Source organism: Novosphingobium sp. AAP93 (assembly GCF_001296055.1).
In the GTDB taxonomy this organism is placed as follows: domain Bacteria; phylum Pseudomonadota; class Alphaproteobacteria; order Sphingomonadales; family Sphingomonadaceae; genus Novosphingobium.
The window spans coordinates 1-26,593 of sequence record NZ_LJHZ01000080.1 but is presented as its reverse complement, the minus strand read 5'-3'; the positions used below and the strand labels follow the sequence as shown (position 1 = coordinate 26,593).

The following is a 26,593-nucleotide window of genomic DNA, read 5'->3' as shown; positions in this document are numbered from 1 at the left end:
CGCTCATCTGGCCTTCGGGAACAGCGCGACAAGGTCTCCCAGCCGCCTGGTTACCGGATCGAGCTGATCTTCCTGCGTCTTGCCCAGCCGGACCACGACAAGCTGCCGCGAGGGCGAGACCAGCACATACTGGCCAAGGTGGCCAAGGCAGGCGAACAAGTCGCGCGGGCCGCGGTCCGGGAACAGCGCGGGATGGCCGGTCGTCGGGGTCCGGTTGAGCCAGATCTGCGCGCCGTACTGCGCCTCGCGCGGCGAGGGCGTAACCATGAAGTCAATCCACTGGCGCGGCACCAGCTGCGCGCCGGCCACAGCGCCGCGATTGCGCAGGAACTCCCCGAAGCGCGCCCAATCGCGCGCCGTGCCGTGAATGAGGCTGCCCCCGATCAGGGTGCCCGAAGCATCGAACTCCGGCATCATCGATCGCATGCCGACCGGGCCGAACAGACGGGTCCGCAGATACCCCGCCACGGCGCGGCGGCGGCTTTCAGGGTCCGGAGCAGGGGAGAGGACGCGCGCTGCAAGGTCTGCCAAGATGACACTCGTGGCCGAGGAGTAGACCCACTTGCGCCCCGGCTCATACTGCAGTGGCTGGTCCTCGGCATAGCGCGCCATTGCGTCGCGCCCGTCGAGGAACAGCATGCGCACTTCATCGGATTTCCACGGCGGTGAAATCGCCTCGGCATGGCGCAGGCCGGAGCGCATCTGGAGCAACTGCCGCAGCGTGATCTCTCCGCGCGGATCGCCCGGGCGCTGCCATGTTGGGATCGGCGCCGGCTCGTCCAGCCGCAGCCGGCCATCCGAAATCAGCATGCCGATCATCACGCCGGTGATCGACTTGGCCATCGACCAGCTCACGAAGCGAGTGTTCTCGTGATAGCCCGGCGCATAGCGTTCGGCGATCACCCTGCCGCCGTGCATGACGATCACCGAACGGGTTTCCGCCGCGTCCTGCTCGCTGAACAAGGCATCGACCTTGCGCGCCAGTTCTTCGCGCGGCACGCCGGGATTGGCCACAACTGCTTTCAGCGCCTCGGCCGAAACCGGCGGCGGGGCTGGGGGCGCCGCGGGGCTGCAGCCGAACAGGGCTGGCACAAGCGTGAGCGGGGCGATAAGGGCTAGGACAGGGCGGGCCATCTCGCGGCCAGCTTTTCTCCAGATCGACCCCGCATGGCAATGGCCAAACCAGCAGCATCCCCCGAACCGGTCACTTCCTCCACGCAGCCGCGCCCACGCGTCCTGCGCTGGGGGCTTGTCCTGATCGCCTTGCTCTTTGGGGCGGGTGCGTTCATCTGGCCGCAGCTGCATGGCTATGCGCTCACCGGGACTGCCTATGGCGCGCGCGTTGCCTGCTCGTGCCGCTTTGTCGGCGGCCGCCAGCTTGGCGATTGCCGCAAGGATTTCGAGCCGGGGATGGACCTCATCACCCTCTCCGAAGATACCGCAGCGCGCAGCGTGACAGCCCGCTTCCCGCTCATCGCGCGGCAGACGGCAACGTATCGTGAGGGCTGGGGTTGCGTATTGGAGCCTTGGGGCAACTGACGTCTCAAGCCCAGGGCGCCGTTTCCTCGATCCAGCCGCCGCCGATCACCCGGTCGCCGTCATAGATGACTGCCGCCTGCCCTGGCGCGACGCCGAATTCCGGCTGCAGGAAGCGGATCGTGCAAGCGGCACCTGCACCGATGGCGCCTTCGATTGCCACCGGCACGGGCTTTGCCAGCGAACGCACCTTGGCGGTCAGCGTCCCGGTCTGCGGCAGCGGGCCGATGCGATTGGTTTCCGCAAGCCGCGCCGATCCGACCGCAAGCATCGCCTTGGGCCCGACAAGCACCCGGCGTCCTGGCGCATCCAGCGCGGTGACGTAGAGCGGTTCGGCCTGTCCGCCGATCTCGAGCCCGCGCCGCTGGCCGACGGTATAGTGGATGACACCGCGGTGTGTGCCGAGCACGGCCCCGGTCGCGGCATGCACGATCTCGCCTGGAGCCGCGCCTTCCGGCCTGACCTTGGTCACGATCCTCGCATAATCGCCGTCGGGCACGAAGCAGATGTCCTGGCTGTCAGGCTTGGCGGCAACGCCGAGGCCCAGCGCAGCCGCCATCGCGCGCACGGCAGGCTTGGGCAGGCCGCCCAGCGGAAAGCGCAGGAAGTCCAGCTGCGCCTCGGTCGTCCCATAAAGAAAGTAGGATTGATCGCGCGCAGGATCGACGGCGCGGTGGAGCAGGGGGCCATCTGCCGTTGCGATCCGCCGCACGTAATGGCCGGTGGCGAGGCAATCCGCGCCGAGGTCGCGCGCCATGGTCAGAAGATCGGTGAACTTCGGGCCCATGTTGCAGCGGATGCAGGGGATCGGCGTCCGCCCGGCCAGATAGTCGTCCGCAAACCGCTCGACGACCTCTTCGCGGAAGCGCGATTCATGATCGAACACATAGTGTGCGATGCCCAGCCGGTCGGCCACGGCGCGTGCGTCGCGGATATCGTCACCCGCGCAGCAGGCCCCCTTGCGGCCAGTCGCTGCGCCGTAATCATAGAGCTGCAGGGTCACCCCAATCACTTCTGCACCGCTCGCGGCGGCCAGCCCGGCAACGACCGAACTGTCGACACCGCCCGACATCGCCACCACGATTCGCCGTGGGCCCATTCCTTGCGGCAGCGAAAAAAGTTCGGCGGCCTCACGCGCGCTCAGGGCAAGCGCAGCGGTCATGCCCGCATCACCTGCAGCCGCGCCAGCCATTCCATTTGTGCCCGAGTTGCTTTGCATTTCGGCCCCATAGGCGCATTCGCGGGCAAGCGGCAGGTCAAAAAGCAGGTCGTTGTCCGGCGATCCGAGCCCTGTCAAAACCTAACTCTTGGTGAAGGGGGGGTTTACCCTCCTTTATTGGACCGTGGGTTAGAGCAGCGTCCATGGAGATGAGATTTTCCGATTCATGGCCGCAGGTCCCGGGCGATTCGCCCCGCGGGTTGCGTCCGCTCGGCTGGAGCGAACTCTGCGCCCGGCTCGTGGCGGCGCATGATACCCGGGGGGTGCTTCCGGGCACGGCGGCAGGATTGGTCATGGCCAGCAGCTCAGGTTCGGGTGGCGGCGCGACCGGACCTCACGGCGGGAAAGGCTCCAGCTTCCATGAATCGGCTGCGGTGTTGCTGCGGAGCGTTGAAATGGAGGCTGAAGGGCTCGTTAACCCAGCCTCTTCAGCGAATGGAAATGACGTGACAGGCACTAAGGGGCCCGTTCCTGAAGTCGCCCCCCAACGTCGACCAGACGAGAATTGACATGATTGAGAACCAGAAAATCAAGCCCGCGCAAGTCATTGGCCCTCTCGGGGAGCCGCTGACGCTGGACAGCCTGCCGCCGCCCTCGACCACGCGCTGGGTCGTTCGCCGCAAGGCAGAGGTTGTCGCGGCCGTTAACGGCGGGTTGCTCACGATCGATGAGGTCTGCGAGCGTTATGGCCTCACGCTCGAGGAGTTCGCCTCCTGGCAGCGCGCGGTCGATCGTTCGGGCATGCAGGGCCTGCGTGTCACGCGCATCCAGCATTACCGCGATCTCTACGAGCGCCAGCTCAAGTTCTGAACGACGCGCGCCTGCACGGCGCCGTACAGATATCTGCAATGGCCGTCCCGGCAATCGGGACGGCCATTTGCTTTTGCTTGCACGAAGAGGCCGGATCAGTCTGCTGTTTCGGGTTGCAACCGCGCCACGTTGGAATCATTTGTTCATGCGCTTCGTCGAGCCACAATTGTCACTCGTCGGATGCTCCGCTAAGGCAAGGGTGACGTGCGGCACAGCGAGGCTCCCCGCGCTTGCGGGAAGTGATATAGATATATAACACACCTCAACGAGGGTGGGGATCGGCCCCCATTCTCGGCTGTTCGGCGCCCGACCGGGACTAAGGCACGTGAACGACATGAATTACGAAACGACGATCAGATCGGAGCTGCGGCCCGCCATCGAACCGGCCATCGGCGATGGCGATCTCGGCTCGCGCGGCGGCGGACAGCGCCGCCTGATGATTGTCGCGGCGGTGATCGCGCTCGCACTCGGTCTCGGCTGGTACTTCATGCACAAGTCGCCGGCAGCGACGGATAGTGCGGCTGCCCGCAGTGCGCAGGCCCAGTCGGTCAGCGTCATCACCCCGGGCCGTTCCAGCGTGACGGGATCGATCACCGCGAGCGGCACAATCGCGGCGCGGCGCGAGATGCCGGTCGGTGCTGCAGGCGAAGGCGGTCGCGTCGTCAGCGTGCTCGTCGATGCCGGTGACTGGGTGCAGGCCGGACAGGTTCTGGCCGTGGTCGACCGCGCCGTGCAGGCGCAGCAGATCGCAGGGCAAGCCGCCAACATCGAAGTGCAGCGCGCCAACGCCCGGATCGCGCAGTCGAATCTGGACCGCGCCCTCAAGCTTGTCGAGCGCGGCTTCATCTCGAAGGCCGACGTCGACCGCCTCACCGCCACGCGCGATGCGGCGGTTGCGCAGGTCCGCGTTGCCGCTGCCTCGCTCGAACAGCTCCGTGCCAGTACCGCGCGGCTCAATATCGTCGCCCCGGCGGCCGGCCTCGTGCTCACTCGCGGCGTGGAGCCAGGTCAGATCGTCAGCCCAGGCAGCGGCGTGCTGTTCCGGATTGCGAAGGACGGCCAGCTCGAAATGCAGGCGCGCCTCGCCGAGAACGATCTCGCGCGGCTGGCGGTCGGCCAGTCTGCCGATGTGACGCCGGTCGGCACCGCCAAGGCGTTTACCGGCCAGATCTGGCAGCTTTCCCCGACGATCGACACGCAGACGCGTGAAGGCATCGCGCGCATCGCTCTCGGGTATGATCGCGCGCTGCGTCCGGGCGGCTTTGCCAGTGCGCAGATCCGCAGCGGCTCGGTCACTGCGCCGATGTTGCCGGAATCGGCGATCCTTTCAGATCAGCAGGGTGCGTTCGTCTATGTCGTCGACCAGAACAACAAGGTCTCCCGCCGCGCGGTGAAGACCGGGGACGTCACCGCACAGGGCATCGTCATATCGGAAGGCCTTGCCGGCAACGAACGTGTTGTCCTGCGCGCCGGCGGTTTCCTCAACCCGGGCGATGTCGTGCGCCCGGTTGCTGCCAGCGCCGCCACGCCCACCGGCTCGTGAACCGAGGGCCGCACACATGAATTTCCGCAACATCTCCGCCTGGTCGATCCGCAATCCGGTCGTACCCATCGTCATGTTCCTTGGCCTCACGCTGGCCGGGATTGTGGCGTTCATGGGCATGAAGGTGCAGGACCAGCCGGACATCGAATTCCCGCTGGTCATTGTCACCATCTCCCAGCCGGGCGCGGCGCCGACGGAAATCGAAAACCAGATCACCCAGCGCATCGAATCCGCAGTCCGGACAATCGCGGGCGTCGATACCCTGAGTTCGACGGCGACCGAAGGGTCCAGCCAGACGATGGTCCAGTTCGCCATCGGGACGGACATCAATGCAGCGGTGAACGAGGTCAAGAACGCGGTCGATCAGGTGCGCGGGGATCTGCCCGAAGGCATCCTCGAACCGCAGGTGGTCAAGGCGCAGACCTCGTCCGACGCCATTGCCTACTTTGCCGTCTCCGCCGACGACATGACCATCGAGCAGCTCTCGTGGTTCATCGACGACTCGGTGCGCAAGCGTCTTCTCTCGGTCCCCGGCATGGCGGAAGTCGAGCGCAATGGCGGCGTGAACCGAGAGATCGCCGTCACGCTCGATCCGATGCGGATGAAGGCGCAAGGCGTCACGGCGACGCAGATCAACGCCGCGCTGCGCCAGGTCAATCTCAACGCAGCAGGCGGCCGCGCTGAAGTCGCCGGTTCGCGCCAGGCCGTGCGCGTGCTCGGCAATGCGTCGAGCGCGTTCGAACTTTCGCGCACGCAAATCGGCATTACGAATGGCCGCACCGTCCGCCTGTCCGACGTCGCCGATGTGCGTGACAGCTTCAGCGAAATCACGTCGATCGCCAAGCACGACGGCAAGCCGGTTGTCACCTTCAGCATCGCCCGTGCGCGCGGTCAATCCGACGTCAGCGTCTACGACGATACCGTCAAGGAACTCGCCAAGATCGAGAAGGAGCAGGGCGGCCGCGTCCACTTCATCCAGCTCTTCTCCAGCGTCGGCTACACCAAGGAACAGTACAAGTCCTCGATGTCCGCGATGGTCGAAGGCGCGGTTCTTGCCGTGATCGTGGTGTTCTTCTTCCTGCGCGACTGGCGGGCGACGATCGTCTCGGCGATCGCCATTCCGCTCTCGTCGATCCCGACCTTCTGGCTGATGAGCCTGATCGGTTTCACGCTCAACACGATGTCGCTGCTCGCGCTCGGCCTCGTGGCCGGCGTTCTGGTGGACGATGCGATCGTGGAGATCGAGAACATCGTCCGGCACATGCGCATGGGCAAGTCGGCCTATCAGGCGGCCATTGACGCCGCGGACGAGATCGGCCTCGCGGTTGTCGCCACGACTTTCTCGATTGTCGCGGTGTTCCTGCCCGTGGCATTGATGCCCGGCGTTTCCGGCCAGTTCTTCAAGAACTTCGGCCTCACCGTCGTCATCGCGGTGCTGTTCTCGCTGCTCGTCGCGCGCATGATCACGCCGATGATCGCGGCCTATTTTCTCAAAGCGCACGGGCAGGCCGAACACGGCAACGGGCCGTGGATGCAGCGCTACATGCGCGTGCTCGAATGGTCGCTCGATACCCGCCCGGTGGCTGCGTACCGCGAGCGTTTCCCGCGCCGCTGGTTCCGCGCGCGGCTGCGCGACCACCGCTTGTGGATGATGGGCGTTGCTGTCGGTGCGCTTGCCTTCACGGTGGTGCTGTTCATGGCCATCCCTTCGCAGTTCTTCCCGGAAACCGATGGTGATTTCAGCCGCATCACGATCGAGATGGTGCCTGGAACCACGATCGAGCAGACCGAAAAGAAGGTCGATGAGGTGCTTGCCCTCGTAAAGGACGAGCCGGAAATCGATGTTGCGCTGGAGCGGATCAACGAAGGCAACGGCCGCGTCTTCCTCGAACTGAAGACCGACCGGGCTCGCTCGAGCATCGAATTCGAGCGCGCCCTGACCCCACGCCTGCAGAAAGTCGCCGACGCCCGCGTCAGTTTCATGAACCAGAACGGCGGCGGCCCCGGCGGCGGTTCGGGCCGCGCGATCAGCGTCATGCTCTCCGGCTCCGATCCCGATCTCCTGCAGAAGACCGCGCAGACGCTGGTCGAGCAGATGAGCGGGCTCAAGGAAGTCGTCGCGCCGCGCATCAGTGCGGACCTGCGCCGGCCTGAGATCGTGATCACCCCGCATCTCGATCTCGCGGCATCGCTGGGCGTGACGACCCAGCAGCTGAGCCAGGTCATCCGCATCGCCACGCAGGGCGAAATCGATCAGAACAGTGCCAAGTTCTCGTTGTCGGACCGTCAGGTGCCGATCCGGGTGAAGCTGCCCGTCGCGTCGCGCCGCGATCTGTCGACGCTCGAGAACCTGCCGGTCCCCACCGTCTCGGGCGGCTCGGTCCCGCTTTCGCGCGTCGCCACCATCGGCTTCGGCTCCGGCCCGACGAGCATCCAGCGTTACAACCAGAACCGCCGCGTGTTCATTGGCGCCGACCTGCCGCCGGGTGTGGTCAAGGGCACCGCCGATGCAGCGATCAAGGCGCTGCCGATCATGAAGAACCTGCCGCAGGGCGTTTCCAACGCGCCTGCCGGCGAAGACCGCTGGCAGCAGGAAATGCTGTTCAATTTCATGGTCGCGCTGGCAGCGGGTGTGTTGCTCGTTTTCTCGGTGCTCGTGCTGCTCTACCGCCGCTTTATCTCGCCGCTCGTCAACATGGGCTCGCTGTTCCTCGCGCCGCTCGGCGGTCTGCTGCTGCTGCTTGCTACAGGCCAGGCACTGTCGCTTCCCGTGTTCATCGGTGTCCTGATGCTGTTCGGCATCGTCGCCAAGAACTCGATCCTGCTGATCGACTTCGCGATCGAGGAAATGGCCAAGGGCACGCCCAAGCTCGACGCGATTATCGAAGCCGGGCACAAGCGTGCGCAGCCGATCGTGATGACCACCGTCGCGATGATCGCGGGTATGGTGCCGACGGCTGTCTCGCTCGGCGGCGATGCCGGCTGGCGCGCGCCGATGGGTATTGTCGTGATCGGCGGTCTCGCGCTTTCGACGTTGCTGACGCTGCTGCTGGTTCCTGCGGGCTTCAGCCTCGCAGACGGCCTGGAAAAGCGGGTCGGTCCGTGGATCGGGCGGCGCGTGCTGTCCTACGATCCGCGCGAGGCGGCGCGCGAGCAGCATGCCCATGCGGCGGGTGAAGCCTTCCCGGCGGAGTGATCGCGACGCCAAGGGGATCTTCCGCCCGCCGAGTGGCAGACCTGCCGATGCCGTCAGGAGCGACCGATGGCTGACCCGGCGCGCCGCATGCGGCTGTTTGCCACGGCCCTGTTGCTGCTCATGGCCGCCTTGTTTCTTGCGGCCCGTCAGCTTGAGACGCAGCACGCCGGCTGGGGTTTCCTGCGGGCTTTCGCGGAAGCGGCGATGGTCGGTGGGCTGGCCGATTGGTTCGCGGTGACCGCGCTGTTCCGCCACCCGCTCGGTCTGCCGATCCCCCACACCGCGATCATTCCCGATAACAAGGACCGCATTGCCGATTCGATGGCGGCTTTTCTCAAGGCGAATTTCCTCACGCCACCGGTCGTCGCCCGCCGCCTGCGCGGCCTGAACGCAGCGAATGCTGCAGGCCAGTACCTCGCCAATCCGCGCCCCGGCGAGAGCCGCCTCGGCGCAGGGGCCGCCAGCCTCATTGCCGATGTGCTCGAATCGCTCGATCAGGAAAAGCTCGGCGGCATGGCCAAGGCAGCCCTGCGCAGCCGGATCGAACGGCTGGCACTTGCGCCCCTCCTCGGCAACCTGCTCAGGGCGATGATCGCCGAAGGCCGCCACATGCCGCTGATCGAGGCGCTGATCCGTCGCTCGGCCGAGGCACTCGAGGCCAACGAGGACCTCGTGCGGCGTATCATCCACGACAAGGCGAACACCATCGTGCGCTGGACGGGCCTCGACGGGCGGCTCGCCAACGGCATCCTCGACGGGCTCTACAAGCTGCTCGCCGAGACGGTGGTGATCGAGGACCATCCTCTTCGCCTCAAGATCGAGGAAAGCCTCGAATCGCTTGCCGAGGCGCTCGTCAACGATCCGGCGATGCACGCGCGGGTGGAGGCGATGAAGCGCGACGTCATGGCAAACCCCGCGTTTGCTGCGTGGCTCGATGGCCTGTGGGAACGGGGCCGGGCCCAGTTGCTGGGAGCCGTGCGCTCCGGCGGCAGCGGGGGCGGCAGTGACCGGATCGGCGCATCGCTGGCGGAGCTCGGCCGTGCGCTCCAGCACGATGCTCGGCTGCAACTGCTGGTGAACCGCTTCGCCCGCCGCACGCTGGTCGGCGTTGCCACGCGCCATGGCGGTGAGATCGTCCGGCTCGTCTCCGAAACGGTACGCCGTTGGGATGCCCGCACGGTGACGGACCGCATCGAAGGCGCGGTCGGGCGTGACCTCCAGTTCATCCGCATCAACGGCACCTTGGTCGGCGGACTTGTCGGCGTGGCGATCCACGCGGTAGACGTCGCGCTATGAACGGCCCCGAACTCTCGACGCAGCGCCTCGACCTCTGGCGCCCGGCGGCGCGCGATCATGCCGCGCTGGTCGATCTGCTGGCGGATGACGAGGTTCGCCGCCACCTCGGCAACCGCCCGACCGATCCTGTCGAGGAATTCAACCGGCTCTGCCGCAATGCCGGGTCATGGGCGCTATACGGCTACGGTACGTTCGTTTGCCGCGCGCAGGGCACCGATGACGTGCTGGGCATTTGCGGCGTATTCCACTCATGGCGCGGCTTCGGTCAGGGTCTTGATGACACACCGGAGATCGGCTGGATCTTCGCGCGCAAGACTTGGGGCCAAGGCATCGCGACCGAAGCCGCCCGCGCCGCGCTGGGGTGGTTCGACGCCGCCTTCCCGGGACGGCGCGTCGCCTGCATGATCAACGATACCAACCTGCCGTCGCTTGCCGTCGCGGACAAGCTCGGCTTCGTGCGCTATGGCGCAGAAGCGGACCACGGCGCGCAACTCATCTTGCTGGAACGCTTGCCCTAACCGACGAAGGCGCGCTCGATCACATACTCACCGGGGTGCGAGTTCGCGCCCTCGGTAAACCCGAAACCCTCGAGCATCGCGGCGACTTCCTTGATCATGGTCATCGATCCGCAGAGCATCACGCGGTCGTGTACGGGATCGAAGTTCTTCGGATCGCCGAGCGAGCCCTGGAACAGCGTACCATCCAGCATCAGCCCCTCGATGCGCTTGTTGGTGTGGAAGGGTTCGCGCGTCACGGTCGGGATATAGGTCAGCCGTTCCGCCGCGTATTCGCCCACCAGCGGATCATCCGCCAGCCGCGCTTCCAGCATGTCGCGGTAGGCAAGGTCCGATACGCCGCGCACCGAATGGACCACCGCGATCTGTTCGAACCGGTCGTAGATATCGGGATCGCGGATCAGCGACATCCACGGCGCGAGGCCCGTACCGGTGCCGAGCAGAAACAAGCGGCGTCCCGGCAGCAGCGCATCGGCCACCAGCGTGCCGGTCGGCTTGCGGCCAAGGAAGATCTGGTCGCCTTCCTTGATCTTCTGCAGCCGTGACGTCAGCGGGCCGTCCGGCACCTTGATCGAGAGGAACTCCAGCACTTCGTCATAGGCGGGCGAAGCCATCGAATAGGCGCGCAGCAGCGGGCGACCGTTGTCCCCCATGAGGCCGATCATCACGAACTCGCCCGAGCGGAAGCGGAAGCTCGGCGGGCGGGTGATCGTGAACGAGAACAGGAACTCGTTCCAGTGGCGCACCGAGACGACCGTCTCGACCGAAAGGCTGGCAGTGGGTTCCATGGGAAACTGGTCGGGCATGCGGCGGCCCTCCGTGGTGGGCAGCGGCGCTGCCGGATGGGTGACAATCCGTCTTTACAGAAAGAGTGTCAAATCGATCTCACACATGACCCGAAGGGGCAGGCGCGAGGCGGCGTGGGTGTCAGTGGCCCGCCGGATCGGGCACGAAAGCCGGAGGCGCGGCCTCGCTGGCAAAGCGCCAGGCGGAGAGATAGGCCAGCTTCACGATCTTCGTCATCTTGGGGTAGTTGATCCGGTCTGCGGTATCGGTGGTGTGGTGGTAATCGGGATGGAAGCCGGTGTTGAACCACATCGCCGGCACGTCCTTCAGAACGAAGGGAAACTGGTCGCTGCGGAAGAACACGTTCAGCGCGTTCTCGTGGTCGAAGCGGTCGTCGAGATCGAGCCCGATGCTGCGGTTGGCTGCCTGCACAGCTCGATTGAAATCGGGGCTGTAGGTCGCGCCGATCAGGTTGAGCCGGTTGGTCGTGTCCTTCGGGATCTCGATAAGACCCGTGGTCTGGTCGCTTGCTTCCTCGTTGCGCCCGATCATGTCGAAATTGATCATCGCGCGAGTCGTCGCGAGCGGGCGCAGCGGGTGCATCGCCATGTAGTAGCTGCCAAGCAGCCCGCGCTCTTCCGCCGCGAACACCGTGAACAGGATCGAGCGCTTCGGTTTCACCGGATTGGCCATGAAGGCCCGCGCCAGCGCCACGACGCCCACCGTGCCCGAACCGTTGTCGTCCGCGCCGTGCCAGATCTCCGGTCCCCCATTGCCTGTGGTGCTTCCATCGTGATCGTGGTGCGCGCTGATGATCACCGTTTCGGGCGCCAGCGCCGGGTCCGAACCCGGCAGCAGGCCGACGACATTGGCCGACACGCCGCGCGTGCGTGAGGTATTCTCGAGGTGGAGCGCCACGGAGGTTTCGGCCAGCGCGCGCGATTGCGGCGCGAGGCCGGTGTCGATCGCGCTCTGCAGCGCCTGCGGGGTCATGCCCGCCTTTGCGAGCAGCGCGGCGCCGACGGCATCGGAAACGGTCAGCACCGGAATGCGGAGTTCATCATCGGGCAGCGCCTGGCCCGGCAGCGGGGGCACGCGCCTGGCGCTGCCGCCGATGCGGTTGACGCGCTCGAGGTTGGAGGGATGCTTGCGGTTCGGCTCGGCCACCACCAGCACCGCCAGCGCCCCGTGCGCCTGTGCGTTGAGCGCCTTCACGCGGTTGGTGGCATGGCGCGTGTTGCCGGTCCCGTTGAAGCGCGAGGCGGGGTCGTTCTCCTGCGGCTCGTGCTCGAACACGAGAACGACTTTCCCGCGCACATCGAGGCCCTTGTAGTCGTCATAACCGACGCCGGGCGCGGTAATGCCGTACCCCGCGAAGACGAGCGGGGCCGTCAGGTCCACGTCGTCGCGATAGCCGCCGAGCACGTCGGGCGCCTTCCAGCTCTGCTCGGCGGCGCCGATCCGCAGCGTCAGGCCGTTCGCGGCCGGGTTCGGGCGATACTCGACCAGCGGCACGATCTGGTACCAGCTCGGCGCGCCTTTCGCGTCGGTGGCGCCGGGCTGGAGACCGGCCTTGGCGAACTCGGCGGCGATCCACTGCACGGCGGCGTCATCACCTGGCTGGAGCGACATGCGGCCAAGCAAGGCGTCGGAGGCGAGGAAGGTCAGGTCGGCGCGCAGGTCTGCTTCGCGGATCTGATCGAAGCCGGGCTTCTGCAAGGTCGGAACGGGCGTCGGCTTCACGCCCTCGGCATGGGCCGCGGCAGACAACGCCACCATTCCAAGGGCCACACCCCAGACCGCCTTGCGCATCGCCATCCTCCCCCAGGCAAGGCCGGGGGCTTAGGTTCCGCAATGCGGCATTGTCCATTGGCCCTTGGGGGACTCGCGCTGAATCCCCCGCAGGCTTGCACAATGGACACAGGACAGCGTGGGAGTCAGTTCCCCGCGTCGATCAGCGCCTGCACCTTCTGGTAGAACGCCTCGCGCGCATCACCTTCGGGGCCTTTGGTGGCGCGGGTCCAGTCGGCATTGCTGGCGATCACCAGCCGCCGCTTGGGATCGATGAAAATGCCCTGCCCGAAGATGCCCTGGGCCGCGACCGAGCCGTCGTCATAGGTCCACCACTGGTAGCCATAGCCCTTGCCCGGCTCGCCGATGTCCTTCTGCTTGTGGATCGCGGCCGCAAACCAGTCCGTCGGCACGATCTGCTGCCCGCCCGCATTCCCGTTGGCGAGCACGAACAGTCCCATCCGCGCAAAGTCGCGCGTCGCGGCCTGCAGGCAACACCCGGCGATCTCGTGCCCGGTCTTGCCGAGCAGCCATGTCGCCTTGGCTTCCATGCCTGCCGGCTTCCAGATCTTCTCCTCGAGGTACTGCGCCAGCGGCTTCTTCGTGGCCGACGAGACCAGCACGCCGATCAGGTTGGTCTCGCCCGTGTTGTAGTGCCACACCGTGCCCGGCGGATGCGCGCGGGGGAGCTTGCGCATATAGCTCACCGTCGCGTCCATTCCCTTTTCGGGTTCTGCATTGTTGAACATCGCGACGTCGGCCTTGGGATCCTCGTAATCCTCGTTCCAGCGCACCCCGGAACTCATCGTGAGCAGCTGCGCCACGCTGACGTCGTCATAGGCCGAGCCCTTGAGGTCCGGGATGTACTGGCTGACCTTGTCATCAAGGCTCTTGATATAGCCATCCTTGATCGCTGCACCGACCAGCGTGGAAGTGAACGACTTCGCCACCGAGAAGCTCGTCCACCGCCCCTTGGCATCGAAGCCGAGCCCGTAGCGCTCCAGCCGGACCTTGCCGTCCTGCACGATCACCAACCCCGCCGCGCGCTGGCTCGCCATATAGGCGTCGATCCCGGGCACATTCAGCGGCTTGCCGGGCGACAGCGGCAGCGGATGATCCGAAGGCGCGATCTCGCGCGCCTCCGCCAGCACCGGCAGCCGGTCCATCGCCCGGAACGCCGCATCGCGCTGCGGGATCGTCCACATCAGCACATCGCGGTTGGTCGGCATGGCCGCGAGCAGTCCCCTCGTCTCCGCATCGAGGCTGGCGTACCAGCCAAGGCCGCCAAGCCCGGCGAGTGCCACCGCGCCGAGAGCCCATGTCCACTTCTGCATCCCTTCCCCCTTGTGTGCTTTGGTTTCAGGGGGAAACTACCGATCCGGAGGCATCTGTCCATGGGCTTGGCGCTTAGGCTGCGGCGTCAGGGCATCGTCCCATAGGCGGCACCCGACCCGGTGAAGCCGACATAGACAACCCCGAAGGTCCGCTTGTCGCCATCGATGGTCGAGACGGTGTCAAGGCTCTGGTTCGGATAGCCCATACCCTGCCATGTCGCGCCATTGTCGGCCGAGCGCCAGATGCCATACTGATCGTTGACGCTCCCCGCGACGTAGATCGCCGCAGGCCCGTCGGCGTTGCGCGGCGCGCCAAACCCGATCGCATGGACCTTGCTGACGGATGCGACCGGCAGCCAGGTCCGCCCGCCGTCCTCGGAGCGCATCAGCGGAATATCCGGATCGCCGTCCAGCTTGCCGGGCGTGAAGAACAGATTGCCGGTCCGGCCCGGCATGGCGACCAGTTTCGCGTTCCAGATAGCCCAGTCTGTAAGCTTGCCCTTGAAGACCTGCTCCCACGTTCGGCCACCATCGTTGGATCGCCACACGCCGGCGTTTTTGCCCGGGGCGTAGGTCGTGGTGTTGAAGGAGGTGTTGACGACATAGAAGCGGTTGCTCACGACCCGGTCGGCAGCAAGGATCTTGCGGTTGAGAAAGAAGCCCCCATTCCAACCTGCCGATTCGCCCGGATCGGGTGGCGGGAAACTGGCAAAAGTCCAGGTCTTGCCGAAGTCTCCGGTTGTGGCGGGAACGCCATCGCCCGCCGGCATCCATACAATTCGGCTCGTGTTTGCTGAAACCGCTATGCTGCCGAAGGCGAAGCGATAATCGTCAGCGGGGTTCGACCCCGGCGGCGTCGGCTGGGTGGGAAAGCGCACCCACGAACGGCCACCGTTGAGCGAATAGCCTGACTGGATGTTGAGCCCGTCCCCGCCGCAACAGAACCGGTGGTCCGAGACCGCTGCGGCGAGAAATCCGGTGCGATAGGCACTGGCATCGACGTCCCACGCCGAATTGAAGCGACGGGTTGGCCCGCGCCGTGCTGCGAACACGTCGGGTTTGTCCTTGTAGAACAGGCCTTGATCCCACGCCGCGACCACCGGTGCGCCTCCGGGCGGGGCGACGATATCATTCACCACCAGCTGTTCGATGCCGCGGCTTTCCGCGAGCCATCTGATTCCGGTGTCGGTGTCCGCAACGTCCGCTTTCCACACCCCGAAACCCTGCCCGACCCATAGCCGACCTTTCCTGAGGGGGTCGAAACGCACATCTGACGTGGTGAAGAACGCATTGTCCGTCCAGGCGATCCACGGCACGTCGCGCGGTGCCGCCAGGGCATTGGGATAGGCGAGCTTGGTCCAGCTGGCGCCGCCATCAAGGCTGCGGGCTGCCTCGCCCCCGCCGCTGAAAGCATAGATGCGGTTCGCCGAGGTGGGGTCCACCGTCACGGCCCGGGCATTGACCGTCGCGCCGAGATCGCGCCAGCCCGAGCCTTCACGGCGCCAGACTTTGCCGCTTTCCTCGTCGGTCACGAGCAGCCGTCCCCCAAGGTCGACATCGCCGCGCGCGAGGTAGCTGGGCGAGGCGTTGCCGTTTGCGATCTGCTGCCAGCTGGCGCCGCCATCTCGCGATTGCCAGATACCGTTCTTCCAGGAGCCGGCGTAGATGATCCGCGTAAGGCCGGCGCTCGCCCCGCTCCTCTCATCGAACAGGATGGAAATGCCCGCGCCTGCATCGGTCACCTTGCCTTCGGCGTTTCTGGCGTGGAAGCCCACAGGAACAGCGGCGATGGTGGTCCATGTCGCGCCGCCATCGACCGAGCGGCGCAGGCCGTCGTCGCGTGTCCCGACATAGACGACGTCCGGGTTCACCGGGTCGACCGCGACCTTGTAGCTGATGTCCCGGTAGCTGTCGTTGGCGTTGCTTGCGGCTGTGCCGAACCCGGCCAGCCGCGTGAAGCTCACGCCCTTGTCATCGCTGCGGTAGAGCCGGTCGTTGAAGAACAGGTAGACGCGGTTGGCGTCGCTCGGTGCGAACACCGCATCGACCGCGCCGACCCCGGTGACATGGCGGTCCTCCACCGGCATCGATGCCGTCGTGACAAGCTGCGCCCAGGCATTGCCGCGCCAGATATAGGCACCGTAGGTGTCGGTGCGGACGATGCGGTCGATGCCGTTGGGGTGAAGGTTGATCCCGACGATGTAGCCGCCGCCGCCGATAGCGAGCGGCTTCCACACCGCATTCGCCGGAGATGTCTGCACAGTTTGGGCGGCGGCAGGTGCCGCATACCCGGAAGCGCACAAGGCGACCGCCGCCGCCATGAGCCCAAAGCCCGCATATCGCATGAATTTTCTCCATCGACAGGTCCCCGTACCCGCGCCGGGACGATCAGACGTTGTCATGGATCAAGCTATTACTGCGTGCTTAAGACAAGTCTGCTGAGACTTGTTAAACTGATATTAGGCGTAATCTGGATCTATTTCTACCGTTAGATACTTGAACATGAACCATCGGCATAGAAAAAGGGCCGGAAGGTTTCCCCTCCGGCCCCGTTTTCTTCCGTAACTGCCTGAGGGCGCGGACTTAGAAGTCCATGCCGCCCATGCCGCCCATGCCGCCACCCATCGGAGGCATCGCGGGCTTGTCTTCCGGCTTCTCGATGATCGCGGCTTCCGTCGTGATCAGCAGGCCGGCGACCGAGGCAGCGTCCTGCAGCGCGGTGCGCACGACCTTGGTCGGGTCGATGACGCCGGCGGCCTTCAGGTTCTCGTAGGTGTCGGTCGCGGCGTTGAAGCCCTGGGTCTCGTCGCCTTCGCGCAGCAGGTTGCCCGAAACGACCGCGCCGTCGTGGCCGGCGTTCGCGGCGATCTGGCGAACCGGAGCCATGATCGCCTTGCGGACGATGTCGATGCCCTTGGTCTGGTCGTCGTTGGCGCCCTTGAGGCCGGTGAGGACCTTGGTCGCGTAGAGCAGAGCGGTACCGCCGCCGGGGACGATGCCTTCCTCGACCGCAGCGCGGGTGGCGTGAAGCGCGTCGTCAACGCGGTCCTTGCGCTCCTTGACTTCGACTTCCGAAGCGCCGCCGACCTTGATCACGGCCACGCCGCCAGCAAGCTTGGCAAGGCGCTCCTGCAGCTTCTCGCGGTCGTAGTCGCTGGTGGTGACTTCGATCTGGGCGCGGATCTGCTCGACGCGGGCCTTGATCTCGTCGGCCGAACCGGCGCCGTCGACGATCGTGGTGTTGTCCTTGTCGATGGTGACCTTCTTGGCCTGGCCGAGCATCGGGAGCGTGACGCTCTCGAGCTTGATGCCGAGGTCTTCGGAGATCATTTCGCCGGCGGTCAGCGTGGCGATGTCGCCCAGCATGGCCTTGCGGCGATCACCGAAGCCCGGAGCCTTGACCGCAGCAACCTTGAGGCCGCCGCGCAGCTTGTTGACGACGAGCGTGGCGAGCGCCTCACCCTCGATGTCCTCGGCGATGATGAGGAGCGGACGGCCCGTCTGCACCACGGCCTCGAGCACCGGCAGCATCGCCTGGAGCGACGAGAGCTTCTTCTCGTGGATGAGGATGTAGGGGCTGTCGAGCTCGACGGTCATCTTGTCCGGGTTGGTGATGAAGTACGGCGAGAGGTAGCCGCGGTCGAACTGCATGCCTTCGACGACATCGAGTTCGAACTCGAGGCCCTTGGCTTCCTCGACGGTGATCACGCCTTCCTTGCCGACCTTGTCCATCGCTTCGGCGATCTTCTGGCCGACTTCGACATCGCCGTTGGCCGAGATGATGCCGACCTGCGCGATTTCAGCAGACCCTGCGACCGGGGTCGAACGGCCCTTGAGGTCTTCGACGACCTTCGAGACGGCGAGGTCGATGCCGCGCTTGAGGTCCATCGGATTCATGCCCGCGGCAACCGCGGTCATGCCTTCGCGCACGATCGCCTGGGCGAGCACGGTCGCGGTGGTGGTGCCGTCACCTGCGAGGTCGTTGGTCTTCGAGGCCACCTCGCGCAGCATCTGCGCGCCCATGTTCTCGAACTTGTCCTTGAGCTCGATTTCCTTGGCGACCGAAACACCGTCCTTGGTGATGCGGGGCGCGCCGAAGCTCTTGTCGATCACGACGTTGCGGCCCTTGGGGCCCAGCGTGACCTTGACGGCGTCAGCGAGGATGTCGACGCCGCGCAGAATGCGTTCGCGGGCGTCGCGGCCGAACTTTACGTCCTTGGCAGCCATGATGGTTTCCTTTGAATAAGAAGAAGGTGGGGAAGAAGGCTGGCTGAAATCAGCCGATCACGCCGAGGATGTCGGCTTCCTTCATGATCAGCAGGTCTTCGCCGCCGACCTTGACTTCGGTGCCCGACCACTTGCCGAACAGGACGCGGTCACCGACCTTGACGTCGAGCGGGGTGACGGTGCCGTTCTCGGCACGGGCGCCCGAACCGATCGCCACGATTTCGCCCTCGGCGGGCTTTTCCTTGGCGCTGTCGGGGATGATGATGCCGCCGGCGGTCTTTTCCTCGGCTTCGACACGGCGCACGAGCACGCGGTCGTGCAGCGGACGGAAGGTCATGGGTATCTCCCTTGTTCCATGATACTGAAATGGCACTTGGCACTCTCGGGAGGAGAGTGCCAGCGCCGCGGATATGGGTGGGGGGCGAAGGGGCGTCAACCTCCCCACGCAAGATTCTTTAGGCGGGGAGGAGTCCCAGCCGGGCACGGCGGTACCAGCGCGAGAGGAGCAGCGCGGCGACCACGACGAGTCCGACGGCAAGCCCGATCCACACACCCAGGCCCTGCAGCGGCGTCATCAGGCCCAGCCACAGCGCGGTGCCGATGCCCGGGATCCAGTAGCCGAACAGGGCTATACCCATCGGCACGCGCGTGTCCTGCAGGCCCCGTAGCAGCGCTGCACCGACAGCCTGCGCGCCGTCGAAGATCTGGAACGCCGCAGCGACCACCATGTACTGCGTCGCCAGCTGGACGAGCCGTGCGTTGGCGGGATCTGCCGGGTCGATGTAGGCGGCAAGGATCAGGTTGGGGAACACCAGCATCAGCGTCGCCATCGCGGCCATGAAGCCGATGCCGAGGACAAGCGCGACCTGCCCCGCACGAGTGATCGCGGTTTTGTCGCGCGCGCCATAGGCAAGGCCGACGCGGATCGTCGCCGCCTGCGCGATGCCGAATGGCACCTGGAAGGTGAACGCGGCGAACTGCAGCGCGACGGTGTGCGCGGCAAGCTCCACTTCGCCGATGCGGCCCATCAGGAACGCCGCACCGTTGAACATGCCTGCTTCGGCAATGATCGTCGCGGTGATGGGGATGCCGATGCGCAGCACGTCGACAAAGCGCGCCCAGTCGGGCCGCCACCAGCGTCCCCCGAAGCGGTAGCGCCGCAGCCGCCGGTCTCTGCGGATCACCACGATATAGGACGCGAGCATGAACAGCCCGGTCACGATGCTCGATATGGCCGAGCCGGTGAGGCCGAGCGCGGGCATGCCGAAGTGGCCGAACACGAACGTGTAGTTGCCCAGCGCGTTGACGCCCACCGCCAGTCCGTTGATCGCGGTGCCGATCATCGGGCGGCCGAGGGTCGAGACGACCGTGCGCAAGAGCGCCGAAAGCACGGCAGGGATCATCGCCCACATCAGCACGCTGAGGAATGGCACGGCGAGCGCGATGACATCTTCGCTCTGCCCGGTGAGCCGCATGATCGGGCCCCCCAGGATGCAGATGCCCATCGCTCCTGCACCGGCGATGACACCTGCCCAACCGGCCATGCGCGCGGTGCGGCGCACTTCGCGCACGGCATGTTTGCGCGCACCGATCTCGGCAGCGATCAGCGGCGAGGCCGCGCCGACCAGGCCGGTCAGGCTCCAGATGAGGAGACCGAACAGCGAGACCGAGAGCGCCGAGGCCGCGAGCGCGACGGGGCCAAGCCGCGCGACAAAAATGACATCGACCGCCCAAACCGCCATCTGCAGCAGGTTCGCGCCCACCAGCGGCGCGGCAAGGTGCAGCGTCGCGCGCCATTCATCGCGCCAGCGGGTGGGTGGGTTCTCGAACATGCCGGGGCCATAGGCGGGGAACGCCGAAACGGGAAGGGCAGACCTATCGGACTGTCCGTCAGGCCCAGTCGATGGTCAGACCTTGCGCCGCCCGAACGCCGGTCTCGCCGGCTGTGCCGGTGCTTCCGGCTCCGCCGTTTTGGCTTCGGCGGGCTCAGGTTGCTGGCTGCGATTGGCCATGTAGCGGGCAATCATCGCATCGGGATCGAAATCGGGATCGGATGCGGCCTCGTCGTCATCCCAGCGCGACGCACCCGGCTTGCGCGGAGCGGCTGCGCTCGCCTGCCCGGCCATGAAGCGGACCAGCTTGAACAGCAACGGCACGCAGAACAGCAGGCCGACCACGGTCAGGCCGAACTTGGTCGAGACGAAATCGCGGTTCTGGCTCAGGCTGAGAAACCCGTACTGCGCGTCGACCGAATTGAAGTAGTAGACCATGCCGAAGCAGTAGCCGACCGGGATCAGCATCCCGATCCAGCTCAGTGAAAATCCGCCGCCCGATTGCCGCTTTGCCATGAACGTCCGCCTCGAAGCCGATCCTTCAAGCCGCGATACCTCCGGGACATTCAAGAAAGCCTAAACCGCCGGTCACCTGAACGAAAAAGGGCGGACCTTGCGGCCCGCCCCGTTCGTGCATTGCGGCAGATTTTCACTGCCACAGCGCAATTCGAGATTACTTGATCTCGACGGTGCCGCCAGCGGCTTCGATCTTGGCCTTGATGTCTTCGGCTTCGGCCTTGTTGACACCTTCCTTGATCGCCTTCGGAGCGGCTTCGACCAGCGCCTTGGCTTCGGTCAGGCCCAGCGCGGTGATCGCGCGGACTTCCTTGATGACCTGGATCTTCTTGCCGCCGTCGCCGGTCAGGATGACGTCGAATTCGGTCTTCTCTTCGACCGGAGCAGCAGCTTCGCCGCCGCCAGCGGGCGCAGCAACGGCAACGGCAGCAGCGGCGCTGACGCCCCATGCTTCTTCGAGGGCCTTGGCGAGGTCAGCGGCTTCGAGAACGGTGAGCTTCGAAAGTTCGGCAACGAGGTTGGCGATATCAGCCATGATGTTTCACTCCTGAATAAGTTTGCCCAGAGGCGGAAATGCATGGGCGAATGATTGGAAAACCAGTCGGGAATTGCAGTCGCGCTTACGCGGCGTCCTTCTCGGCGTAGGCAGCGAAGACGCGGGCCAGCTTGGCCGCCGGAGCGGTCGAGAGCTGGGCGATCTTGGTCGCCGGAGCCTGAATGAGGCCGATGAGCTTGGCGCGCATCTCGTCGAGCGAGGGCATCGTGGCGAGCGCCTTGATACCATCGGCGTTGAGAACGACGCTGCCCATTGCACCGCCAACGATTTCGAGCTTGTCGTTGGTCTTGGCGAATTCGACGACGACCTTGGCGGCCGCAACCGGATCCGCCGAGGCGGCAATGCCGGTGGGACCGGTGAAGAGGTCAGTCATGCCCTCGTACGCGGTGCCCTTGGCGGCAATCTTGGCCAGACTGTTCTTCGCAACCTTGAACGAAGCGCCCGCCTCGCGGACCTTGATGCGCAGGGCGGTGGACTGGGCCACCGTCATGCCGAGGTTGCGGGTGATGACCACCGCGCCGGCCTCGTTGAACACCTCGGTCAGGAAGGCGACCGATTCGGCTTTCTGCGAACGATCCATGCCATACTCCTTCACAAATGGCCGACCGAGGCGAACCCCGGACAACCGGCTACGTTTGTCCATGGCACCGAAGGCACCACGGGCGAGTCCGCTGAGGGGGGAAGGAGTGTGCGGCAAAACCGCACGTTTGGCTGGCGTTCCGCACGGGAGCGGACCATCAGGCCGGGGCGTTTGTGGCGCCCGAGATCTCTTTTCCCCGTCTAGGCTGGAAATTAAGCGGGAAGCCCGCACCAGCTGTCTCGGACGGATGATCCGCCGGGCAAGCCCCGCGGGTCGGGCGGCCCATTGGCGGAAGTGGGGCGAAGAGTCAAGCAAGGGCGGCGAAACCGACGCAAGGCGGGGCCGTCTCGATTGACAGAGCGCCCCTATGCACCTATCTGCCGCGTCCCACCCGCCACTTCGAGCAAGGCCGTCCCATACGCGGGGGAAGGCTCAGGAAGGAAGCGGCTCGGGTTTCGTCTGACGCGATGATGCCAATTGCCACCGGGAATCCGCTTGGAATCCATGGGTGGTGCTTGGCGTTTCGTGTTCAGCCGCCACACGCCGCGTGTGGTTTCCGCCGGGTGTCCTGCCCGGCACGCAATGACAAGAGGCTGATCCTTTCATGGCAACCAAGGCAACTCCTTCGGCCAAGCCGGCCCGCGCCGGTCTGAAGAAGCGCATCCGCAAGATCTTCGGCGACATCCACGAAGTGGTACAGATGCCGAACCTGATCGAGGTCCAGCGCGAAAGCTACGAGCAGTTCCTGCGCTCCGATCCGACGACCGGCTACGTCTCGGGCCTCGAAAAGACGCTGCGCTCGGTCTTCCCGATCCAGGATTTCGCCGGCACCGCCAGTCTCGATATCAAGGAGCGCGACGGCTATGTGCTCGAGGCGCCGAAGTACGACGTCAACGAGTGCCGCCAGCGCGGGATCACGTATGCCGCGCCGATGAAGGTCACGCTCAAGCTGGCGACCTTCGAGGTCGACAGCGAGACCGAGACCAAGAGCCTCATCGATATCAAGGAGCAGGACGTCTACATGGGCGACATCCCGCTCATGACCGACAACGGCACCTTCATCATCAACGGGACCGAGCGCGTCATCGTCAGCCAGATGCACCGTTCGCCGGGCGTCCTGTTCGACCATGACCGCGGCAAGACGCACTCCTCGGGCAAGTACCTGTTCGCCGCGCGCGTCATTCCCTATCGCGGTTCGTGGCTCGATTTCGAGTTCGACGCCAAGGACATCGTCAACGTCCGCATCGACCGCAAGCGCAAGCTGCCGGTCACCGCGCTGCTTTATGCGCTCGGCCTCAACGGCGAGCAGATACTCGACTTCTTCTACGACAAGGTGAGCTGGGCGCGTGCCGAGGGCGGCTGGAAGGTGCCCTTCGTGCTCGACCAGTGGCGCGGCGCGAAGCCGGCGTTCGACATCGTCGATGCCGCTTCGGGCGAAGTCGTGTTCCCCGCCGGCACCAAGATTTCCCCTCGCGCTGCCAACAAGGCGGCCAAGGACGGTCTTGCCAACCTGCTGATCCCGACCGAGGAAATCTTCGGCCGCTATGCCGCCAAGGACCTCATCGACGAGAGCACCGGCCGCATCTGGATCGAGGCGGGCGACGAAGTGTCCCCTGAGAACCTCGAAGTGCTCGACCGTGCCGGTGTCGACGTGCTCGAACTGCTCGACATCGACCACGTGAACACGGGTCCGTGGATCCGCAATACGATGAAGGCCGACAAGGCCGAGGACCGCGACCAGGCGCTCTCGGACATCTACCGCGTCATGCGCCCCGGCGAACCGCCGACGCGCGAGACGGCCGAAGCGCTGTTCGACGGCCTGTTCTTCGATCCGGACCGCTACGACCTTTCGGCGGTGGGCCGCGTCAAGCTCAACATGCGTCTCGGCCTCGATTGCCCGGACACCATCACCACGCTGCGCACCGAGGATATCCTCGCCGTGGTCAAGGAACTGGTGAACCTCAAGGACGGCAAGGGCGAGGTTGACGATATCGACAACCTCGGCAACCGCCGCGTCCGTTCAGTGGACGAACTGCTCGAGAACCAGTACCGCGTCGGCCTGCTGCGCATGGAACGCGCGGTAAAGGAGCGCATGAGCTCGGTCGACGTCTCGACCGTGATGCCGAACGACCTCATCAACGCGAAGCCCGCCGTGGCCGCGGTGCGCGAGTTCTTCGGTTCCTCGCAGCTCTCGCAGTTCATGGACCAGACCAACCCGCTCTCGGAAGTCACCCACAAGCGCCGCGTTTCGGCGCTCGGGCCGGGCGGCCTCACCCGCGAGCGCGCCGGCTTCGAAGTGCGCGACGTGCACCCGACGCACTATGGCCGCATCTGCCCGATCGAGACGCCGGAAGGCCCGAACATCGGCCTGATCAACTCGCTTTCGACCTTCGCCCGCGTCAACAAGTACGGCTTCATCGAGACGCCGTACCGCAAGATCATCGACGGCAAGGTCACCGGCGAGGTGATCTACCTCTCGGCGATGGAAGAGCAGAAGCACACCGTGGCGCAGGCCTCGGCCGAACTTAACGCGGACGGCTCGTTCGCCGAAGAGCTCGTCTCGGCGCGGCAGAACGGTGAATTCGTGATGGCCCCGCGCGAGCAGATCACGCTGATGGACGTTTCGCCCAAGCAGCTCGTCTCGGTCGCCGCCTCGCTCATTCCGTTCCTCGAAAACGACGACGCCAACCGCGCGCTGATGGGCTCGAACATGCAGCGCCAGGCGGTGCCGCTGGTCAAGGCCGATGCGCCGTTCGTGGGCACCGGCATGGAAGAGACCGTGGCGCGCGATTCGGGCGCCGCGATCTCGGCGCTGCGCGCGGGTGTGGTCGATCAGGTCGACGCGACCCGTATCGTGATCCGCGCCTCGGGCGATATCGAACCCGGCCAGTCGGGCGTCGACATCTACCGCCTGCAGAAGTTCGAGCGCTCGAACCAGTCGACCTGCATCAACCAGCGTCCGCTGGTGAAGGTGGGCGATCTGATCGAAAAGGGCGCCATCATTGCCGACGGTCCCTCGACCGAGTTCGGCGAACTCGCGCTTGGCCGCAACGTGCTCGTCGCGTTCATGCCGTGGAACGGGTACAACTACGAAGACTCGATCCTGATCAGCGAACGCATCGTCAAGGAAGACGTCTTCACCTCGATCCACATCGAGGAGTTCGAAGTCATGGCCCGCGATACCAAGCTCGGGCCGGAAGACATCACCCGCGACATCCCGAACGTCGGCGAAGAGGCCCTCCGCAACCTCGACGAGGCGGGCATCGTCTACATCGGCGCCGAAGTGCACCCGGGTGACATCCTCGTCGGCAAGATCACGCCGAAGGGCGAAAGCCCGATGACGCCGGAAGAAAAGCTCCTCCGCGCGATCTTCGGCGAAAAGGCGAGCGACGTGCGCGACACCTCGCTGCGCCTGCCGCCGGGCGTTTCGGGCACGATCGTCGACGTGCGCGTGTTCAACCGCCACGGCATCGAGATCGACGACCGTACCCGCGCGATCCAGAACGAGGAAATCGAACGCCTCGCCAAGGACCGCGAGGACGAGCGCGCGATCCTCAACCGCGCCACGTTCAACCGCCTGCGCGAAATGCTCCTGGGCCAGGTCTCGGCGGCAGCCCCGAAGGGCGTCAAGAAGGGCGAGGAAATCACCGAGCAGGTGCTCGCCGATGTCGAGCGCCACGAGTGGTGGAAGTTCGCGCTTGCCGACGATGCGCGCCAGCAGCAGCTGGAAGCGGTCAAGGCGCAGTACGACACCGCGGTGAAGGCGATCCAGGAGAAGTTCGAGGACCGCAAGGAAAAGCTCGAGCGCGGTGACGAACTGGCGCCCGGCGTGCTCAAGATGGTCAAGGTCTTCGTCGCGGTGAAGCGCAAGCTGCAGCCGGGCGACAAGATGGCCGGCCGTCACGGCAACAAGGGCATCATCAGCCGCATCCTGCCGCAGGAAGACATGCCGTTCCTCGAGGACGGCACCCCGGTCGATTTCGTGCTCAACCCGCTGGGCGTGCCGTCGCGCATGAACGTCGGGCAGATCTTCGAAACGCACCTCGGCTGGGCCGCGCGCGGCCTTGGCAAGCGGATCGGCGCGGCGCTCGATGCCTGGCGCGAAGCCAACCCGAACCCCGAAGCCGGTTCGCCGCCCGAAGCGGTGCGCGAACTGCTCACCGAGATCTACGGCGACAACTACAGCGCCGAGATCGCTGCGCGTACCGACGAGCAGATCATCGACTTCGCCCAGTCGGTCCGCGCAGGCGTGCCGATGGGCTCGCCGGTGTTCGACGGCGCGGTCGAGAAGGACGTGACCGACATGCTGCGTCTGGCCGGCCTCGATGAATCGGGCCAGGTCACGCTCTATGACGGTCGCACCGGCGAGGCGTTCGACCGCAAGGTCACGGTGGGCATGAAGTACGTGCTCAAGCTCCACCACCTTGTCGACGACAAGATCCACGCGCGTTCGATCGGGCCCTACAGCCTCGTCACCCAGCAGCCGCTGGGCGGCAAGGCGCAGTTCGGCGGCCAGCGCTTCGGCGAAATGGAGGTCTGGGCGCTGCAGGCCTATGGCGCTGCATACACGCTGCAGGAAATGCTCACGGTGAAGTCCGACGACGTCGTCGGCCGCACCAAGGTCTACGAAGCGATCGTCAAGGGCGACGACACCTTCGAGGCCGGTATCCCTGAGAGCTTCAACGTGCTCGTCAAGGAAATGCGAAGCCTCGGCCTCAATGTCGAACTGTCCTCGCTCGATGAGCCCGAGGATGACGACGGCATGCCGATGGCGGCGGAGTAAGCCTTCTCCCCTCCCGCTTGCGGGAGGGGCCGGGGGAGGGCCTGTTAGGGCAAGCACCTCCTCAACCGAACAT

19 protein-coding genes are annotated in these 26,593 nt (G+C 65.6%); 7 read left to right on the top strand and 12 right to left on the bottom strand.

All coding sequences use genetic code 11. From position 1 onward, the window contains the following. Window positions 1–3 precede the first annotated feature (3 nt). Complete coding sequence (locus IP83_RS12690; protein ID WP_054122592.1) at window positions 4–1,134, bottom strand: serine hydrolase; 1,131 nt, start codon at window positions 1,132–1,134, stop codon at window positions 4–6. A gap of 33 nt (window positions 1,135–1,167) precedes the next feature. Here IP83_RS12690 and IP83_RS12685 point away from each other — a divergent pair, with 33 nt between their 5' ends. Continuing rightward, window positions 1,168–1,539 (top strand): hypothetical protein, encoded by a 372-nt coding sequence (locus IP83_RS12685; protein ID WP_369817025.1) that lies wholly within the window; start codon window positions 1,168–1,170, stop codon window positions 1,537–1,539. Window positions 1,540–1,543: 4 nt separating this feature from the next. Here IP83_RS12685 and mnmA read toward each other — a convergent pair whose 3' ends face one another. After that, window positions 1,544–2,698, bottom strand: coding sequence for a tRNA 2-thiouridine(34) synthase MnmA (gene mnmA, locus IP83_RS12680; RefSeq protein WP_072383258.1), 1,155 nt, complete (start codon window positions 2,696–2,698; stop codon window positions 1,544–1,546). Window positions 2,699–3,265: 567 nt separating this feature from the next. Here mnmA and IP83_RS12675 point away from each other — a divergent pair. The 5 genes from IP83_RS12675 to IP83_RS12655 all read left to right on the top strand — a co-directional run bounded on the left by IP83_RS12675 (window position 3,266) and on the right by IP83_RS12655 (window position 10,118). Then, a complete protein-coding gene (locus IP83_RS12675; protein WP_054122591.1) occupies window positions 3,266–3,565 on the top strand; it encodes a DUF1153 domain-containing protein in 300 nt (99 codons plus the stop codon). A gap of 334 nt (window positions 3,566–3,899) precedes the next feature. Continuing rightward, window positions 3,900–5,108 (top strand): efflux RND transporter periplasmic adaptor subunit, encoded by a 1,209-nt coding sequence (locus IP83_RS12670; protein ID WP_054122693.1) that lies wholly within the window; start codon window positions 3,900–3,902, stop codon window positions 5,106–5,108. A 16-nt stretch (window positions 5,109–5,124) separates the two neighbouring features. Then, window positions 5,125–8,304, top strand: coding sequence for an efflux RND transporter permease subunit (locus tag IP83_RS12665; protein ID WP_054122590.1), 3,180 nt, complete (start codon window positions 5,125–5,127; stop codon window positions 8,302–8,304). A 66-nt stretch (window positions 8,305–8,370) separates the two neighbouring features. Next, window positions 8,371–9,600: a DUF445 domain-containing protein gene (locus IP83_RS12660; protein ID WP_369817024.1), complete on the top strand. Its 1,230-nt coding sequence runs from the start codon at window positions 8,371–8,373 to the stop codon at window positions 9,598–9,600. Further along, on the top strand, window positions 9,597–10,118 hold the full coding sequence (locus tag IP83_RS12655) for a GNAT family N-acetyltransferase (RefSeq protein ID WP_054122589.1): 522 nt from the start codon (window positions 9,597–9,599) through the stop codon (window positions 10,116–10,118). The genes IP83_RS12660 and IP83_RS12655 overlap by 4 nt, the downstream gene beginning before the upstream one ends. On the opposite strand, the gene IP83_RS12650 is transcribed toward IP83_RS12655, so the two are convergent. The 10 genes from IP83_RS12650 to rplJ all read right to left on the bottom strand — a co-directional run bounded on the left by IP83_RS12650 (window position 10,115) and on the right by rplJ (window position 21,737). Then, on the bottom strand, window positions 10,115–10,903 hold the full coding sequence (locus tag IP83_RS12650; RefSeq protein ID WP_197274358.1) for a ferredoxin--NADP reductase: 789 nt from the start codon (window positions 10,901–10,903) through the stop codon (window positions 10,115–10,117). The genes IP83_RS12655 and IP83_RS12650 overlap by 4 nt on opposite strands. 139 nt (window positions 10,904–11,042) lie before the next feature. Then, the gene (locus IP83_RS12645; RefSeq protein WP_231625034.1) at window positions 11,043–12,719 is read right to left on the bottom strand and encodes a M28 family peptidase; all 1,677 of its coding nucleotides are present in this window, start codon (window positions 12,717–12,719) and stop codon (window positions 11,043–11,045) included. Between the two features lie 119 nt (window positions 12,720–12,838). Then, on the bottom strand, window positions 12,839–14,026 hold the full coding sequence (locus tag IP83_RS12640) for a serine hydrolase (protein ID WP_054122587.1): 1,188 nt from the start codon (window positions 14,024–14,026) through the stop codon (window positions 12,839–12,841). Window positions 14,027–14,112: 86 nt separating this feature from the next. Next, on the bottom strand, window positions 14,113–16,371 hold the full coding sequence (locus IP83_RS12635; protein WP_156309707.1) for a sialidase family protein: 2,259 nt from the start codon (window positions 16,369–16,371) through the stop codon (window positions 14,113–14,115). Between the two features lie 238 nt (window positions 16,372–16,609). Further along, window positions 16,610–18,253 (bottom strand): chaperonin GroEL, encoded by a 1,644-nt coding sequence (groL, locus tag IP83_RS12630; RefSeq protein WP_054122585.1) that lies wholly within the window; start codon window positions 18,251–18,253, stop codon window positions 16,610–16,612. A 49-nt stretch (window positions 18,254–18,302) separates the two neighbouring features. Continuing rightward, window positions 18,303–18,590 (bottom strand): co-chaperone GroES, encoded by a 288-nt coding sequence (gene groES, locus IP83_RS12625; protein ID WP_054122584.1) that lies wholly within the window; start codon window positions 18,588–18,590, stop codon window positions 18,303–18,305. Window positions 18,591–18,708: 118 nt separating this feature from the next. Next, window positions 18,709–20,085 carry an MATE family efflux transporter gene (locus tag IP83_RS12620; RefSeq protein WP_054122583.1) on the bottom strand — a complete coding sequence of 459 codons (1,377 nt, stop codon included), beginning with the start codon at window positions 20,083–20,085 and terminating at the stop codon, window positions 18,709–18,711. Window positions 20,086–20,160: 75 nt separating this feature from the next. Continuing rightward, the gene (locus IP83_RS12615; RefSeq protein ID WP_054122582.1) at window positions 20,161–20,601 is read right to left on the bottom strand and encodes a hypothetical protein; all 441 of its coding nucleotides are present in this window, start codon (window positions 20,599–20,601) and stop codon (window positions 20,161–20,163) included. A 157-nt stretch (window positions 20,602–20,758) separates the two neighbouring features. After that, window positions 20,759–21,136, bottom strand: a complete 378-nt coding sequence (gene rplL / locus IP83_RS12610; protein WP_054122581.1) for a 50S ribosomal protein L7/L12 — start codon at window positions 21,134–21,136, stop codon at window positions 20,759–20,761. Between the two features lie 85 nt (window positions 21,137–21,221). After that, window positions 21,222–21,737 (bottom strand): 50S ribosomal protein L10, encoded by a 516-nt coding sequence (gene rplJ, locus IP83_RS12605; RefSeq protein ID WP_054122580.1) that lies wholly within the window; start codon window positions 21,735–21,737, stop codon window positions 21,222–21,224. Between the two features lie 604 nt (window positions 21,738–22,341). Here rplJ and rpoB point away from each other — a divergent pair. After that, entirely contained in the window at window positions 22,342–26,520 is a 4,179-nt protein-coding gene (gene rpoB / locus IP83_RS12600) for a DNA-directed RNA polymerase subunit beta (protein WP_054122579.1), read from the top strand. The last annotated feature ends 73 nt before the right edge of the window (window positions 26,521–26,593 follow it).

What these genes read in the sequence shown, in the direction of transcription:
- IP83_RS12690 (WP_054122592.1), bottom strand. Translation starts at nt 1,134, where the DNA reads ATGGCCCGCCCTGTCCTAGCCCTTATCGCCCCGCTCACGCTTGTGCCA.
- IP83_RS12685 (WP_369817025.1), top strand. Translation starts at nt 1,168, where the DNA reads ATGGCAATGGCCAAACCAGCAGCATCCCCCGAACCGGTCACTTCCTCC.
- mnmA (WP_072383258.1), bottom strand. Translation starts at nt 2,698, where the DNA reads ATGACCGCTGCGCTTGCCCTGAGCGCGCGTGAGGCCGCCGAACTTTTT.
- IP83_RS12675 (WP_054122591.1), top strand. Translation starts at nt 3,266, where the DNA reads ATGATTGAGAACCAGAAAATCAAGCCCGCGCAAGTCATTGGCCCTCTC.
- IP83_RS12670 (WP_054122693.1), top strand. Translation starts at nt 3,900, where the DNA reads ATGAATTACGAAACGACGATCAGATCGGAGCTGCGGCCCGCCATCGAA.
- IP83_RS12665 (WP_054122590.1), top strand. Translation starts at nt 5,125, where the DNA reads ATGAATTTCCGCAACATCTCCGCCTGGTCGATCCGCAATCCGGTCGTA.
- IP83_RS12660 (WP_369817024.1), top strand. Translation starts at nt 8,371, where the DNA reads ATGGCTGACCCGGCGCGCCGCATGCGGCTGTTTGCCACGGCCCTGTTG.
- IP83_RS12655 (WP_054122589.1), top strand. Translation starts at nt 9,597, where the DNA reads ATGAACGGCCCCGAACTCTCGACGCAGCGCCTCGACCTCTGGCGCCCG.
- IP83_RS12650 (WP_197274358.1), bottom strand. Translation starts at nt 10,903, where the DNA reads ATGGAACCCACTGCCAGCCTTTCGGTCGAGACGGTCGTCTCGGTGCGC.
- IP83_RS12645 (WP_231625034.1), bottom strand. Translation starts at nt 12,719, where the DNA reads ATGGCGATGCGCAAGGCGGTCTGGGGTGTGGCCCTTGGAATGGTGGCG.
- IP83_RS12640 (WP_054122587.1), bottom strand. Translation starts at nt 14,026, where the DNA reads ATGCAGAAGTGGACATGGGCTCTCGGCGCGGTGGCACTCGCCGGGCTT.
- IP83_RS12635 (WP_156309707.1), bottom strand. Translation starts at nt 16,371, where the DNA reads ATGCGATATGCGGGCTTTGGGCTCATGGCGGCGGCGGTCGCCTTGTGC.
- groL (WP_054122585.1), bottom strand. Translation starts at nt 18,253, where the DNA reads ATGGCTGCCAAGGACGTAAAGTTCGGCCGCGACGCCCGCGAACGCATT.
- groES (WP_054122584.1), bottom strand. Translation starts at nt 18,590, where the DNA reads ATGACCTTCCGTCCGCTGCACGACCGCGTGCTCGTGCGCCGTGTCGAA.
- IP83_RS12620 (WP_054122583.1), bottom strand. Translation starts at nt 20,085, where the DNA reads ATGTTCGAGAACCCACCCACCCGCTGGCGCGATGAATGGCGCGCGACG.
- IP83_RS12615 (WP_054122582.1), bottom strand. Translation starts at nt 20,601, where the DNA reads ATGGCAAAGCGGCAATCGGGCGGCGGATTTTCACTGAGCTGGATCGGG.
- rplL (WP_054122581.1), bottom strand. Translation starts at nt 21,136, where the DNA reads ATGGCTGATATCGCCAACCTCGTTGCCGAACTTTCGAAGCTCACCGTT.
- rplJ (WP_054122580.1), bottom strand. Translation starts at nt 21,737, where the DNA reads ATGGATCGTTCGCAGAAAGCCGAATCGGTCGCCTTCCTGACCGAGGTG.
- rpoB (WP_054122579.1), top strand. Translation starts at nt 22,342, where the DNA reads ATGGCAACCAAGGCAACTCCTTCGGCCAAGCCGGCCCGCGCCGGTCTG.